At 39.5% G+C, this 13754-nt stretch carries 9 protein-coding genes; 8 read left to right on the top strand and 1 reads right to left on the bottom strand.

Annotated features, from left to right (window positions below; translation table 11 throughout):
- Positions 1-354 precede the first annotated feature (354 nt).
- From VJ937_RS11100 to VJ937_RS11135, 8 genes are all read left to right on the top strand, one after another.
- Positions 355-600: a hypothetical protein gene (locus VJ937_RS11100; RefSeq protein WP_324067074.1), complete on the top strand. Its 246-nt coding sequence runs from the start codon at positions 355-357 to the stop codon at positions 598-600.
- 664 nt (positions 601-1264) lie between these two features.
- On the top strand, positions 1265-3331 hold the full coding sequence (locus VJ937_RS11105) for a glycoside hydrolase family 97 protein (RefSeq protein WP_324067076.1): 2067 nt from the start codon (positions 1265-1267) through the stop codon (positions 3329-3331).
- Between the two features lie 16 nt (positions 3332-3347).
- Positions 3348-3773 carry a type II 3-dehydroquinate dehydratase gene (locus VJ937_RS11110; RefSeq protein WP_324067078.1) on the top strand — a complete coding sequence of 142 codons (426 nt, stop codon included), beginning with the start codon at positions 3348-3350 and terminating at the stop codon, positions 3771-3773.
- A 356-nt stretch (positions 3774-4129) separates the two neighbouring features.
- Positions 4130-6043, top strand: a complete 1914-nt coding sequence (locus tag VJ937_RS11115) for a cache domain-containing protein (RefSeq protein WP_324067080.1) — start codon at positions 4130-4132, stop codon at positions 6041-6043.
- A gap of 179 nt (positions 6044-6222) precedes the next feature.
- The gene (locus VJ937_RS11120; protein ID WP_324067082.1) at positions 6223-7002 is read left to right on the top strand and encodes a transporter; all 780 of its coding nucleotides are present in this window, start codon (positions 6223-6225) and stop codon (positions 7000-7002) included.
- Between the two features lie 141 nt (positions 7003-7143).
- The gene (gene dinB, locus VJ937_RS11125) at positions 7144-8205 is read left to right on the top strand and encodes a DNA polymerase IV (protein ID WP_324067084.1); all 1062 of its coding nucleotides are present in this window, start codon (positions 7144-7146) and stop codon (positions 8203-8205) included.
- Between the two features lie 198 nt (positions 8206-8403).
- Positions 8404-9348, top strand: coding sequence for a fibrobacter succinogenes major paralogous domain-containing protein (locus VJ937_RS11130; protein ID WP_324067086.1), 945 nt, complete (start codon positions 8404-8406; stop codon positions 9346-9348).
- A 380-nt stretch (positions 9349-9728) separates the two neighbouring features.
- The gene (locus VJ937_RS11135; RefSeq protein ID WP_324067088.1) at positions 9729-12623 is read left to right on the top strand and encodes a CHAT domain-containing protein; all 2895 of its coding nucleotides are present in this window, start codon (positions 9729-9731) and stop codon (positions 12621-12623) included.
- Positions 12624-12927: 304 nt separating this feature from the next.
- On the opposite strand, the gene VJ937_RS11140 is transcribed toward VJ937_RS11135, so the two are convergent.
- The coding region (locus tag VJ937_RS11140; RefSeq protein ID WP_324067090.1) for a hypothetical protein at positions 12928-13754 on the bottom strand (827 nt) is incomplete at its 5' end.

Raw genomic sequence — 13754 nt, forward strand, 5'->3', positions numbered from 1 at the left:
AAATAGCGTTTCTGAAGATCGATACGGGCCGGTTCTTGACGATTTTGAACTTACCAACCTCAATGAATATGCACGTTTCGTGAAAGTTGTTGCCAAAAATTATGGTACTATACCCGACTGGCACATGGGACACGGGGGAGAAGCATTTATTTTCGTAGATGAGATTGTGATCGAGTAAGCACTGGGCTTTGTTAGATTTTAATTCTTCTGTAGAAAAAAAAGTTTTTTTAGGTTAATTCCACATTATCAGTTGTTAATAACTTTCATGTTTGTGTTAAAAATGAATTTTGCATTTCGCGTTTTATTGATTTATTTTCGCAAATAAAAACAAAAACACCCCATATTTTACAGCTTATGGATTATGTAAATCAACTAAAACAAATGGCCAAACTCATTGCGCTTGAGAATACTGGCACTCCGGTTGAATTGGCACGGCAATTAAATATTGACGAACAATTAGTAAAAGACCGCATTCGAGAACTTGAAGAGCTTTATGCCGTGGATATCAGTTACGTGGATGATTTGAAAACCTTCCGCGTAAGCCATGGTCACTTCCCAATGCACCTTTTTAAAACAAGTTTGCAATACCAGATGAACTGATGCTGTTTTAGTACCCATTTAAACAGAGCGCTATTCTAATTATGCTTCCGTTTTTACAACCTGATTGTATTTACAATGCAATTGCTTTATTATAGTGTTTACAATCCGTAACAGTTTTTTTAAATATAAAGCTGACTACATAGCGTTGACTCCCGGGCTAAAGCCCTGTAGATTTAAATGAATGCTGTAACCCACGCCATGAATGACGTGGTAAATCATATTCTGCAAAAATTTCTTTACAGGAATTAGGCTAATGATTTGTACCGTCATTTATGGCGGTGAGAAGCAGAGGCTATAGCTTTTCATGGCTTTAGCCGGGAATATTTTACTGCAAAAAGGAGCTTCCTGGTTGAGGCCTTGTCGATTTTTGAGAGTTACTGAGCTCCGCGCCATGAATGGTGTGGTAAGTTATATTCTGCGAAAATTTTTTTACAGCAATTAGGCTAATGACTTGCACCCCCATTTATGGCGGTGAGAGGGTGTTTCAGATGCTTCATGGCTTTAGTCAGGAATTTTTTCGTGCATAGATGAGCTTGTTCCCAACATTTTTTAAATTTACCTTAGCCCAAATTGGTAACTCAACCCTATTTCAGAAACGGACTTACTTCAATTAATCTCTCTTTCATTTTTCGTATATTTACACCTCTGAATAAAAAATCCACCAATGAAAAAATACATTTTAGGTCTTTTGATCGTTACCATGCTGTATGCATGCACAAAAACTAATAGTCAAATGATTATACAATCACCCGACGGAAAAATTGAAGTGAAACTCGATTTGAAAAACAACCAACTACCTAAATATGCGGTCACCTATAAGGGCGATACCGTTATTAAACCCTCTTCAATGGGATTTGAGTTTCTTAATCAGCCTGAAATGTCCGGGTTTAGGGTAGTGGATACGCGGATGAAGTCTGTCAATAAAAAATGGACTATGCCATGGGGTGAGCAAAAAGAGGTTGTAAACCACTACCAGGAGATGTTGGTTAGCCTGCAAGAGATTAAAAAACCAAAACACTCAATGAATATTCGCTTCCGGGTATTTGACGAGGGCATTGGCTTTCGCTATGAGTTTCCCGAACAACCCGGGCGCGATTCACTCGAAATATCTGCAGAAAATACTGAATTCTGCCTTACAGGGGATCATCGCGTGTGGTGGATTCCGGGCGATTGGGATATTTACGAACATCTGTATAACGAGACGTTGTTTTCAGAGATTGATGCCCTGCAATTTGCTCAGCATGAATCGCTGGCGCAAACTTATATACCCTATAATGCCGTAAACACACCGGTAACCATGCGTACAACAAGCGGATTGCATCTGAGCTTTCATGAGGCTGCACTGACCAATTATCCGGGGATGACACTCCGGGTCGATACAGAAAACCTTACCATGCGGAGCGAACTTGTTGGGTCGGAACGCACCGAATATAAAGCTAAAGTGAGCTTGCCATTTGAAACGCCCTGGCGTACCATACAAATTGCCCCCGATGCAACGGATCTGATTGCTTCTAAAATGATTTTGAACCTGAACGAGCCCAATAAGCTGGGTGATGTGAGCTACGTGAAACCTATGAAATATGCTGGCATTTGGTGGGAAATGCACCTGGATAAATCGACATGGGATTTGGCCAGCGGCAGACACGGAGCTACAACTGAGAATGCCAAACGCTACATCGATTTTGCGGCAGAAAATAACCTTGGTGGTATACTTGTAGAAGGTTGGAACACCGGCTGGGAGAAATGGATTGGTGTAGACAACCGTGAGGGGATTTTTGATTTTGTGACGCCATATCCGGACTATGACATTAATGAGGTCGTACGTTATGCAAAAAGTAAAGGTGTAGAAATTATAATGCACCATGAAACATCGGCTGCGGTGACCACTTATGAGCAGCAGCTTGATACAGCCTACCGGTTTATGGAGTCTTTGGGATTGCATGCCGTAAAAACCGGGTACGTGGGCACGATCATTCCCAAAGGGGAGTATCATCATGGACAATACATGGTACAACATTACCGTAAGGTGCTGGAAACAGCAGCGCACCACAAGGTCGCTGTAAATGCACATGAGCCGATCAAGGCCACGGGTATTCGCCGTACCTATCCCAATGCCATTTCACGTGAAGGTCTGCGTGGACAGGAATTCAACGCCTGGTCGTCCGATGGTGGTAACCCACCCTCGCATTTGCCAACTGTAGCCTTTACACGTATGCTGGCAGGGCCCATCGACTTTACTCCTGGAGCGTTCAATATTAAACTGGATCCATACAAGCCCGATAACCAGGTAAGTACCACACTGGCGCAACAATTGGCACTCTATGTGGTTATTTACAGCCCGGTGCAAATGGCCTGCGACCTGCCTGAACATTACAAAGGGCGACCTGCCTTTCAGTTTATTCGTGATGTGGGGGTGGATTGGCAGCAAACAGAAGTACTCAACGGAGAAGTGGGCGAATATGTGACCATTGCCCGTAAGGAGAAAGAAACCGGTAATTGGTTTCTGGGCAGCATTACTGATGAACATGCCCGCGAGTTTGCATTGCCGCTTAATTTTCTTGATAAGGATGTTACTTATGAAGCGACATTGTATAAAGATGCGCCCGACGCGCATTGGGATGATAACCCTGAGTCCATCAATATTGAAACACACACACTTCAAGCTACCGATACATTGAACGTCCAATTAGCCCCTGGTGGCGGATTGGCTGTATCGTTCATGAAAAAATAAAAAAAATAACGGATCAATGAAATTTGCCATCGTTAACGGACCCAATCTTAATTTGCTCGGAAAGCGAGAACCCGGCGTTTATGGAAACCAATCTTTTGAGTCTTACCTAAACACGCTCCGCAAAGCTTATCCCGGCCACAAGCTCATCTATTTCCAATCCAATGTGGAGGGTGAACTCATTAATTACCTGCATGAAGTCGGGTTTGATGTTGATGGCATTGTCTTTAATCCCGGAGGCTATTCGCATACCTCCGTAAGTATAGCCGATGCCATCGCAGCAATCGATGCGCCGGTGGTGGAGGTGCATATTTCCAATATTTACGCCCGCGAAAACTATCGCCACCAAAGCCTCACAGGTGCCAAGTCAAAGGTTGTGATTAGCGGAGCGGGTCTACAAGGGTACAGGCTGGCTTTGCAATACCTGACGGAATTAAGCGTATGAAAATCTCATTTCGTCCGAAAATTGGGATTTTAACTGTTGTTTCTTGCAAAACATTCTTAGATTTGTTTATGTGGCAAATTAGTATAAGATCTTATTGTTGTCTTTTCTTCCAAAATAGATCATGAATCAAGTGCAATAGGATCATTAACTAAGTTTAAAAGAAATGAGCATAAAGTATAGGAAGGTTTTAAGCAAAAATGCAATAAGACGGTAGTCAGTTACGGATAGAAGCATTTTTTTTGCCACTAATTATAAAAATACACCGGGCATTTGCTTCCTGAGTTAATTAAATATACAGCTGGAGCCGTTTTAATAAACTAAATACTGTGTATACTGCACATAAAGAATAAGATTCTATGAAACTGAGGAGTCATAACTTTCTGTACTTTGGCCTTTATATGATTGTTATTATTGCCGTCATTTTTATTATTGACTACAATTTAATCAAGCACTCTTTAAAAGAACAGGCTGAAGAGGATCTTATACTTCGATGTGAAAAAATTCATCAAAATCTCCAGAAATCGCTTAATTCGGCTATTGAAAACTACCTTAGAGGTATCACAAAATCGGGTCTTGATGTGGTACGTTATTACTACGATCAATATGAAAGTGGTAAACTAACGGAGCCAGCAGCTAAAGATGCAATACAGGAGTATTGTAACAGTCTGGCTATCGGGACTACCGGCTATATTGTTGCGGTTGGGAATGACAATGGAAAGCTTACCCTGGATATTCATCCTTTCAAAAGACACGAAGATTGTTCGCATACCATTGGCTGCGAGGTATGGGACAGTGTACGGAATGGTTATACGGAATATCCCTGGAGGAACCCTGAAGATAACAAACTCAGGAAAAAGGTGGCCTATGTAATGGAATTTCCGGAATGGAACTGGGTTTTAGGGGCAACCTCTTACAAAAGCGAGTTTATGCAATTACTGAACAAAGATGATTTGAAAAATATCCTTTCTTCAGTGAAGATAAAGGGCTCGGGATACGCCACATTGTATGATCAAGACAAAAATATATTGTTTCATCCTATGCTGGAGAAGCACCATAATGGATCTTTTTTAAAACAACAATCAGAAATAGTTGATCGCATTTTGTCTGCGAAAGGAGAGATAAGCTTTTACGATTGGAAGAACCCGGATGAAGTAAAACCACGAAAAAAATATGCTTTTACAAAAGAAATCCCTGAATTTGGGTTTTATCTGGTTGTAACCGGCTATATGTATGAGGTTTATAATCCGCTTAATAATATTGTTTACATCACTGTGGTACTTTCACTTTCAGCTATATTGTTGCTTTTACTTGCAGTATTCTTTTACAGCCGAAAAGTGGTTAAGCCCCTTCTTCGCATAATTGACGGAATCAACCAGTACTACGAAGACCGATCTGTTTTGAAATTGCCTGAATCATCAGTTAATGAAATCAACTCACTGTCCAAAGCTTTTCATCAAATGACCCGGGAGATCAACAAGCAAATGAAAGAAAAACAAGAGACCATAGACCGGATTCAGCTTATGAATACTGAACTTGAAGTGGCCAAAGAGTTGGCCGAAGAGAGTGACCGACTCAAATCAGCTTTTCTGGCCAATATGAGCCATGAAATAAGAACCCCAATGAATGGTATATTGGGATTTATTAATTTATTAAAAAAACCACGACTTACCGTGAAGAATCAAAATCGATATATCGCAATAATTGAGAAAAGTGGTAAAAGGATGCTGGATACTTTGAATGATATAATCAATATTTCGAAAATAGAAGCAGGTCAGGTTAGCGTTGTTAAGTTTGGGGTTTTTGTCAATCAGGTGCTTGAGGAACACTACACTTTCTTCAAAAAAGAAGCAGAAGCCAAAGGGCTTGAATTGATTTACGAATCCACACTTTCAGAAAATGAGAACAGGGTTCTAACCGATAAACAAAAGTTGGAATCCATCTTAACCAATCTGATTAAAAATGCAATTAAATACACGGACCAGGGGAGTATCAAGTTTGGTTATACATTGAGAAAGGAAAATGGAGCCAGTGTTTTTGAGTTTTTTGTATCAGATACAGGTATAGGTATACCCCAAAATAGAATGAAGGCTATTTTTAATCGATTTGAGCAATCCGATATAGAGGATAAACGGGCTTATGAAGGATCAGGATTGGGGCTTGCTATTTCAAGATCATATGTAGAAATGCTTGGTGGGCAAATTAACGTTGAATCTGAATTGGGTGTAGGGTCAACTTTCAGGTTCACTATTGTGGATGGTGTTTCTAAATAAAATGAAATGTAAAAAGGCAATAAGATTTTAATGGTTAGTTAGAACTTATTAAGCTTATATGCGTTTGCTGCTAAGCAGGGATAGACTTTGTTTTAAACTTTTACACTTGTTTATTGTTTTACTCAATTGTCTAGTGAGTAATTTTTAAGGCATGGTTTATAGTTGCTAAAAAAATAAAAATGAAAATACAAATAACCCTCTTTTTTATAGTGCTAGCCTTTGTGGTTCAGGCCCAGGAAAATGTGCCTGTTTTGATTACAGACAGGCCTGATCAAACGGAATCTTCAGTAACTGTTCCGGTGAAATCGTTACAAATCGAAACTGGTTTTATGCTGGCTAATGAACAAACAGATTTGTTTGATTTGAGCTCAATAACCTACAATACCACACTGCTTCGCTATGGTTTGCTGGATAATTTTGAATTGCGGTTGGGGCTGGAATACCTGGAAGAAAAAGTAGAATTCCAGGATACAGATGAAACAGATAAGGCGAATGGATTTTCGCCCCTGTATACCGGATTTAAAGTAAAAGTTGCAGATGAAAATGGCTGGCTGCCAGAGGTTGCTTTTCTTGGAGGTTTGATTTTACCTTTTACGGCCGATAAGGCTTTTAAACCCGAATATGTGGGCGGGAATATGCGTTTGGCTTTTGCGCATACGCTATCAGAACGGTTTTCTTTAGGTTATAATTTAGGTGCAGAATGGAGCGGAAATACAGCCGTTCCGGAATACTTTTACTCCCTCGCACTCGGAATTGGACTTGCCGATGCGTTGGGCATGTTCGTGGAAAGTTATGGTACAGTACCGGAAAAAGGAGCCGACGCCCACTTGCTTGATGCCGGATTCACCTATCTGGTATTACCCAATTTCCAATTGGATATTTCAGGAGGACTGGGTTTAAACGATGCCGCATTAGACAATTTTATAAGTTTTGGATTGACTTATAGATTGCCGGAGTAACCCTTAAAAAATATAATGGTTTTTATGTAGTCCTCTACAGTCATACTTTTAGCTAAGTAAACAAGTAATGATTTCATTAGTTGTTAGGTTGCAGTTGAATGACAATTTATTTTATCTTGCTTATCCCTAACTTTGCCCTTTATGCGCAAAATCATTCACGTGGATATGGATTCGTTCTTTGCTTCGATTGAGCAAAGAGATTTTCCCGAATACCGGGGTAAAGCTTTGGTCGTAGGCGGAAACTCATCGCGCGCCGTGGTGGCTGCGGCCAGTTACGAAGCCCGCAAGTACGGCATCCATTCGGCCATGCCCATGGCACGCGCACTGAACCTTTGTCCACATTTGATCGTTACCCCACATCGTTTTCAGGTTTACCGGGAAGTCTCGGCTAATATTCAACAAATTTTTCATGAATATACTGACCTCGTGGAGCCTTTATCGCTTGATGAGGCCTATTTGGATGTGACAGAGCCCCAAAAAGGGCCTCCATCTGCCTCATTAATTGCCAAAGAAATTAAAAAAGAGATTTGGATGCGTGAAAACCTTATAGCATCGGCTGGTGTGTCGTACAACAAGTTCCTTGCAAAGATTGCTTCTGATATGGACAAACCGGATGGTTTTTACCTGATTAAGCCCGAAGATGCCGAATCATTTTTAGAAGCACTCGAAATCGGATTGTTCTTCGGTGTGGGTAAAAAAACTCAGGAGAAAATGCACCGGTTGGGTATTTACAAAGGGAAAGACCTGAAACGATTGTCGCAGCAGGAATTGATCCGCTATTTCGGTAAAGTTGGGCGCTACTATTACGATGTGGTAAGAGGAATAGACGAACGGCCTGTGGTGACCTCCCGCGACCGGAAATCCATTGGTGCCGAACGCACATATCAAACCGATATTTACAATCTGCCTGAAGTCAGGGAGAAGTTATCGGAAGTGATTGAGATTATGTGGGGGCGTTGCAAGACCAAAAATAAATATGGAAAAACCATCACTTTGAAGGTACGGTATTCCGATTTTACAACCATTACCCGCAGCCATACCCAGGGGCATCCTTACACCAGAGCAGAAACTATCAAAACTCTTATGGGCCTATTGCCAGCCGAAGAAATTCAGTCTAAAGGGGTGCGTTTGCTCGGAGCCACCATGACCAACTTTTTGAGTGAAAACTGTGACTTGCCAAAGCAACTGAAAATAGATTTTTAGGTTTTTATTCAATATTTTAAGCACTTGTCAGTGTACTTGCTGCATATTTTATTAAGTAATCTTGAGTGAAACCTAAATGCAGCTACCTCTGCATAAAATGAAATAAATTTTTCAAAAAAGACATCCATTGCAACTAACAATTAAAGCAAGGCCGGAAACCGGACCTGTTTTAATGTTAAATAGAAAAACAAATTGACTATGAAGAATGTAATGAAATTTTTGGCTGCACTGACTGTATTTTCTCTGATTTTTATAAGTTGTGATGACGAAGAGGATTTGGCTGCACCTAAAGTAGGTGACACACAAGCAAAATATATCCGTGAAACTTCTGCTTTTTTAGAAGCTGAGCTTGTAAGCGAAGGCGATGAGTATGTTACTGAGAAAGGAATTGTTTGGGGAACAGCATCTGAGCCAACTATTGATGACAATGGTTTAGAAACAGAAGACAGTGATGATTTATATACCGTGGAAATAGAAGATTTGTCAGCTGGTACAACTTATTATGCAAGAGCATACGCAATGAGCGATGCCGGAACTTCATATGGTACTGAAGTGACTTTTGAGACCACTTCCCCGGTGACCGATATCGAAGGTAATGCCTATTCTACAGTGAAAATGGGAGACCAGGTTTGGATGGCAGAAAACCTTCGCACTACTACATATAGCGATGGAACTGCAATTCCAAATGTTACAAATGAAGATACATGGTCAGAGCTGACTACACCTGCTTATGCATGGTATGAAAACAATTCTTCTAATTCAGATAGGGGAGCTTATTATAACTATTACACTGTTGCCACAGGTAATCTTTGCCCTGACGGATGGCACGTAGCCACTGAGTCCGAATGGCAAACATTACTCGATTATTTAGGTTCTGAACCAGGTCGTAAATTAAAATTCCATGGAGAACAGTTGTATACGGATTATAACGAAACTGGTTTCTCTGCAGGTATGGAGGGATACAGAGCTAGTGGAAATGGTGTTTTTGCCCGTTATGGGGAGTGGACATGGTTTTGGATTGGTGGCGCCGATGCCTCACAAGGTTATACCTATGCAAAAAAGTTTGAAGATGATAGCCATGGTGTAGAACACGACCTAAATAGTAATCAAATGGGCTTCTCAGTACGTTGTATGTTAGACTAATACTTAACTTTTATAAAAATTGAAGGCGAAGCAATAGGGATATTGTTTCGCTTTTTTTTGTGTTTATCAATTTGTAGGTGATTTTACCTGTTTTTTTATATAATTAAATTTAATTAATAATTGTTACAATAATATACAATTAACGGTTTTATTTGTTGTCAATGCGTGGTTAAGAAATTGAAAATAACCAATCTATGCGGAGTCAGATTGTGATTTGTGTTAGCTGTAAGGTTTTTCAAAGTTGATTAGATAGTTTGCTTGCCATACTTTTTTAAACCCTAATAATTATTAATTTCAACCTTTGAAGTCCGAAATTTTTGGTCAATAATTTTCGGATTTTTCACTTGTTTGAAATAAACTAACCAGAAAAGTTTTGATTTATGGTCTCCAAATTCTCTGTGTCACCAATTTTTTATAAAATATTGCTACTTTTTTTGTTTTGTTGTGTTGCTAATCCGCTTTTATCACAATATTATCCATTTTATTTCGAGGTGCGGGGGTTGACAAAATACCCTGCTTACCAGGAATATAATGAAGCCATTTCGTTATACAACGAAGATGTTGAAGTTAAGAAAGTTAATTATATTCTGGATAGTCTTGCTGAAAGCAGTTTGCAGGCTGGTCGAATTGAACAGTACCTGTTTTTGGAAAATGAAAAGGCAAACCTTTTAAAACACCAATATCAATATCTGGAAGCTTACGATATTTTAAAAAATAGTATGGCTGTGTTCAGTGCCAGACGAGATACGGTCCACATAGAATATTTTACCGCGCAGAGATTATTACGAACTACGTTGTATCGAATTAAAAATATTCCGGGCAAAGAAAATTTTCAGAGCCGTACCCAGGATGAAATTTATCAGTCGATGTTTGATGTATTAGAGGGGCTCGATGAAGATGGCAAGCCCTTGCGTAATACCCTTGTTGATTATGGATTGCACCTATTCAGAAAAGGGAAGAATAAACAAGCCATAGATATACTCTATAGAGCCCGCAGTCTGGCCCTCGAAGCCAATGATCTTTCCAGTCTGGCACTTTCAGATTATAGTATTATTGGTAATATGCAATCCTCTTTTGATTTGCTTCAGACAAAAAATGAGGTAATGGAGAATGATATTAAATTATTTGAATCCCAGGCAGCTACTATACCTGTTTTAATGTATAATGCATATTTTATAACCAAAGTTAGTCAAAACTATTATCAGCATTTTAATAACCTGGATAAGGCTATCGCATATGCGAATCGGGCTGCTAAGCTTCTGGATACATTACCTTATCCGGCATACAATATTAAAGCTGCGACTCACGGAAATCTTGCAAATTATTATGCTGAAAAAGATGATGAAAAACAAATGTGGGCGCATTTGAATATTGCTCGTAAACTACTTGAAGAGAAATCAATGTCTGCCTATAACAGAGCCTTTGGATATACTTTAATTTCTGAGGCTGCATCATTTTACGCTCCCGATACCGCTATGGCTTTTTTGGATGTGCTTGATACATTGCCAGGCAAGAAATTTTTTGCCAATAGAGCTGCAGAAATAAAAGCCAATGTCCTTATGGAAAAAGGCCAAATTGATGAGGCAAAAGAATTAATTTTGACAGCCTTTGATTCATTAACAGAAATAAATGGTCAAAAGGTCCCCCTTATAGCTTCATCGAGCAAATACGCAGAGCAATACTATTTGTTTGATTTGCTGCAAACTATATATATGCAACTTGAAAGTGTCAGGGATGAAGACTATACATCCGTTATTGTCAAATTAATTGACCTTCAGAATAGCCTGTTTAAAAAAATAATGGCCGAAGATATTTATGGTTTTGAAGTTTCCGGTTTATCACAAGAATATGATGCTTTTCTTGATGAGAACCTGGCTTTTTTGCTCAACTTGCCTACGCAAGCGTATTTTGAACAAACCATGAATCTTGCATTAACATCCAAGGCACTTCATTTAAATACTTTGATGAACAAGAACAGGTATCAGTCTGTTCTGGAGGGTGATTCTACACTTTTTGGACAGGTTATGGAGAGTGCTCGTAAAGTGCAGGAAGCGCGTAATAAACTTGCCAATGCTAAGACTGAGGGTGGAAGTGATGTTGCTGATTTAGAAATGAAACTAAACAGCGAATTGATCGATAATTTAATGCTAAGGTACAGCATAGATGAACAATATCGAAACACAGATATTGAGTTGTTGGAGGGAAATATAAATATTGCTTCAATATCCCAGGTGCAGTCAGAACTAATGACCGACGAGGCTTTGGTTGAATATTATGTGCTCGATAGCTCCTGGGCGCAATTATTAGTGCTGCCCGATACCGCAATGTTTTTTTATCACAAGAGGGAAAAGCTGCATGATAAAATAGAGGCTGAGCGCTACTCGGTACTTACCGGTCGTGAAACTACAGATATTGGCGAGATATTGTTTGAAAACCTTTCGCCTTATTTGAAAAATATTAATAAACTGGTGATTGTGCCTGATGCCAATTTAAACTATATACCGTTTGAAAGGCTAAAGGCCAATGATGAAATGCTCATAAGGAGTTTTTCAATTTCATACTCGTATTCAAGTGTACTTTGGTATAACCTGCGCAAGGAGAATAGTTTTTCGCCTCCTGAAAGTTTGTTGGCCATAGCTCCGCTGTTTGATGATTTTAACGATGAGCCCGAAGCGTATTATGCGTCTGAGTATAGAGGCGAAGGTGGGTTAAGCGCATTACCATATAGTCTTGAGGAAGTAAATGGTATCAAAGGGCAGGTCTCGGCGACACTACAAAATGTAGTGCAGCTTAAGGGGAAAGAGGCTCAGCTTAATAAAGTTAAAGCAGAACTCCCCAATTATGATATTCTGCATTTTGCTACCCACGGACTCGTAAATAGAAAATATCCTGAGCGTTCGGGCCTATATTTGTATGAAAATAATATTAAGAACAACACTGATGTCGGTCTGCTCTCACTTGGCGAGCTCTTCAATATGCGTTTAAATGCTGATTTAATGGTGTTAAGTGCCTGCAATAGTGGTCGCGGAGATTATTTGGATGGTGAGGGTGTTATGGCACTGCCAAGAGGAGGAATTCTTTCTGGAGTACCACGAGTAGTAGCTTCTCTATGGGCTGTACATGATGAACGTACAAAAGACATTATGCTCTCATTTTATAACTATTTAAACGAGGGGTATGCCTACAGGGAGGCACTTCGTCTAGCTAAGCTCGATGCCATAGAAGCAGGCTTTCTGGACAAAAACTGGGCAGGTTTTATTCTGATTGGTGCTTAGCACTTTTTTATTTCCTGGTTATGGATAAAAAAACGGCTTAGGTGCTGAATCGTTGTGTTGATTTTAGTCAGTATGCAAATTTTTTCCACTTCGACAAGCTCAGTACATCGCATGAAAAAAAAGTTTAGTAAGAAAATGTAAAACCCTTTAAAAGATCTAAAGTGGGTCATGCATTGCACAAAATGGGAAAAAGAGTTTTTAATTTCTCGACTGATTAAAAAAAACTGTTTGTAAAATCATTAAACCAAAGAAAAAGGGAAAGGTGCGAACACCCTTCCCTAAACAAACTAACTCATTATGAAAATTAGTACATGAGTTCTCTCTCAACGGCTACTTTCCCTACCTCTTTGGTAGTCCAGTAACCTTTATCATTTTTTTCCTTAATGTTTGTTTTTGCTTCAACATCAATAGCGTTTTCGTCGGTATCATTTGAAACCTCTGTTACGTCTAAAGGTTTGCCCTGGAATTTATTCATGGCAGCAGACATGAAGCCACCAAAACCCAGTTCCCTGTCACGTTTAATTGTAGTAATATCTTTTTCAATTTTTACAAGTTCCTCATAATCTTCAAAGTTAGCTTTGGTTTCGGTGTTTTCTGCCTTCAAAGCTTCATCTTTGGTTACCTCTACAAGGCCAATGTTCAGGTAGGCCCACTTGTCCTGAATCGACGAGCTCATGATTTTAACATTACCTTCATAATCATACATGATTGATGTAGATGCTTTGGAGCGTGCTTTAGGCTTGGCTTTCATTTTGCCGAGGCTTACGTATTCCGGTAACCCGATAAATGATTTTTTGCCTTTTGTAAGTACAAAATCATATCTAGCTAAAGGTAGCATTGAATGAGTTAATCCCTGTTTTGCTTGAAGTGTTTCATCTGTTTTGAGTACAGTCACTTTATAAGGTCTTTGCAAGAAAGGAATGAATGCGAAGAATTTTCTTTTGATTTCGAACTTAGCAACGTCATTTCCTTTTTGCTTGATTGTACCTTTAATCAATTTGGGCTTCTCTTCCATTCCTTTTGGTACTATTTCAGCAGGTGCGTCAAGGTTAAGTGCATTAGAAAGGTGGATGTTTATTGCTGCATTTCTTACCGCACGCGCCATTTTCATCATGTTGCTGTCATCAGTCA

Origin of the sequence: Salinivirga sp., assembly GCF_035268865.1 — a bacterium.
In the GTDB taxonomy this organism is placed as follows: domain Bacteria; phylum Bacteroidota; class Bacteroidia; order Bacteroidales; family Salinivirgaceae; genus Salinivirga.

Bases quoted from the DNA above. Each gene is read 5' to 3' on its own strand.
- VJ937_RS11100 (WP_324067074.1), top strand. From the start codon at position 355: ATGGATTATGTAAATCAACTAAAACAAATGGCCAAACTCATTGCGCTT.
- VJ937_RS11105 (WP_324067076.1), top strand. From the start codon at position 1,265: ATGAAAAAATACATTTTAGGTCTTTTGATCGTTACCATGCTGTATGCA.
- VJ937_RS11110 (WP_324067078.1), top strand. From the start codon at position 3,348: ATGAAATTTGCCATCGTTAACGGACCCAATCTTAATTTGCTCGGAAAG.
- VJ937_RS11115 (WP_324067080.1), top strand. From the start codon at position 4,130: ATGAAACTGAGGAGTCATAACTTTCTGTACTTTGGCCTTTATATGATT.
- VJ937_RS11120 (WP_324067082.1), top strand. From the start codon at position 6,223: ATGAAAATACAAATAACCCTCTTTTTTATAGTGCTAGCCTTTGTGGTT.
- dinB (WP_324067084.1), top strand. From the start codon at position 7,144: ATGCGCAAAATCATTCACGTGGATATGGATTCGTTCTTTGCTTCGATT.
- VJ937_RS11130 (WP_324067086.1), top strand. From the start codon at position 8,404: ATGAAGAATGTAATGAAATTTTTGGCTGCACTGACTGTATTTTCTCTG.
- VJ937_RS11135 (WP_324067088.1), top strand. From the start codon at position 9,729: ATGGTCTCCAAATTCTCTGTGTCACCAATTTTTTATAAAATATTGCTA.